Annotated in this window: 1 protein-coding gene; it reads left to right on the top strand. The window is 59.6% G+C overall.

Translation table 11 applies throughout. The annotated features are described in order from the left end of the window. Window positions 1-103 precede the first annotated feature (103 nt). Window positions 104-1,096, top strand: coding sequence for an IS30 family transposase (locus tag OP494_RS17105; RefSeq protein ID WP_280542776.1), 993 nt, complete (start codon window positions 104-106; stop codon window positions 1,094-1,096). Window positions 1,097-1,103 lie beyond the last annotated feature (7 nt).

Raw genomic sequence — 1,103 nt, 5'->3', positions numbered from 1 at the left:
TCCTGGGTTCATAGAATAACCGCAGCACTTTGGACCGCCAGGTAGAGGAAGGAGGGCCAGCGCCAGTACCCTCTCGACTTTACCGACCAAAGTGAAGCAGAGCATGGGATACCGACAGCTGACCCAAACCCAACGATACCAGATTCACGCCCAACAGGGTGTCCGTATGAGCCAGCGGCAGATCGCCAGAGCGCTTGGCATTCACAGCAGCACCGTCAGTCGCGAGCTGCACCGTAATGCCTCTCCCGATGGCTACGATCCCGACCAGGCTCAGGCCCTCAGTGATCGGCGGCGGCGCACTGCCTGGAAAGTGACAAAGCGCCTCCCCAGCCTCATGCGCTGGGTGACTGATCAACTGACTAATGACTGGAGCCCTCAGCAAATCAGCGGCTTCATGGCCAACGCCAACGGCGCTTACGTGAGCCATCAGTGGATCTATTCGTTGATCTGGGATGACAAGGCACGGGGTGGTGACCTGTGGCGATGCCTACGGCAGCCCAAGCGGCGGAGCAAGTACCGTACACAGGCAAAGAGCGCCGGACTCGGCAAGATTCCGAACCGAGTCGGTATCGAGCACCGCTCCGCTGAGGTAGACGATCGACGCACGATTGGCCACTGGGAAGGCGATACGGTGCTCAAGGGGCACAAGCAGTCCGGACTGGTCACGCTGGTTGAGCGCCGTAGTGGCTATCTGCTGGCCGCTCGACTCCCCAACATCACCGCCGAACTGACGCAGAAGGCCATGATTCGGCTGCTGAAGCCCCGGCGTGGCGCTGTTCAGACCGTGACGCTGGACAACGGCTCGGAGTTTGCCAATCACGAGACAGTCGCCAAGGCAGTGACAGCGGCAGTCTACTTCTGCGCCCCCTACTGCTCCGGCCAACGTGGGACCAATGAAAATACGAATGGCCTGATCCGGCAGTACTATCCCAAGGGGACTGACTTCCGACAGGTGACGGACGCCGATCTGAGAAGGACCGTCAATAAGCTGAATGATCGTCCCCGAAAACGGCTCGGTTATCGGACACCGGCACAGGTTTTCCTGGGGGAATACTCAGGGGCCCTGGATACCGCAGGTGCTGCACTTATTAGTTGAATTCAGG

Source organism: Chromohalobacter sp. 11-W, from assembly GCF_029889905.1.
Lineage (GTDB): Bacteria > Pseudomonadota > Gammaproteobacteria > Pseudomonadales > Halomonadaceae > Chromohalobacter.
This window is presented reverse-complemented; position numbering and strand designations above follow the sequence as displayed.

Excerpts from the sequence above, each read along its gene's own strand:
- OP494_RS17105 (WP_280542776.1), top strand. The coding sequence starts at position 104 with ATGGGATACCGACAGCTGACCCAAACCCAACGATACCAGATTCACGCC.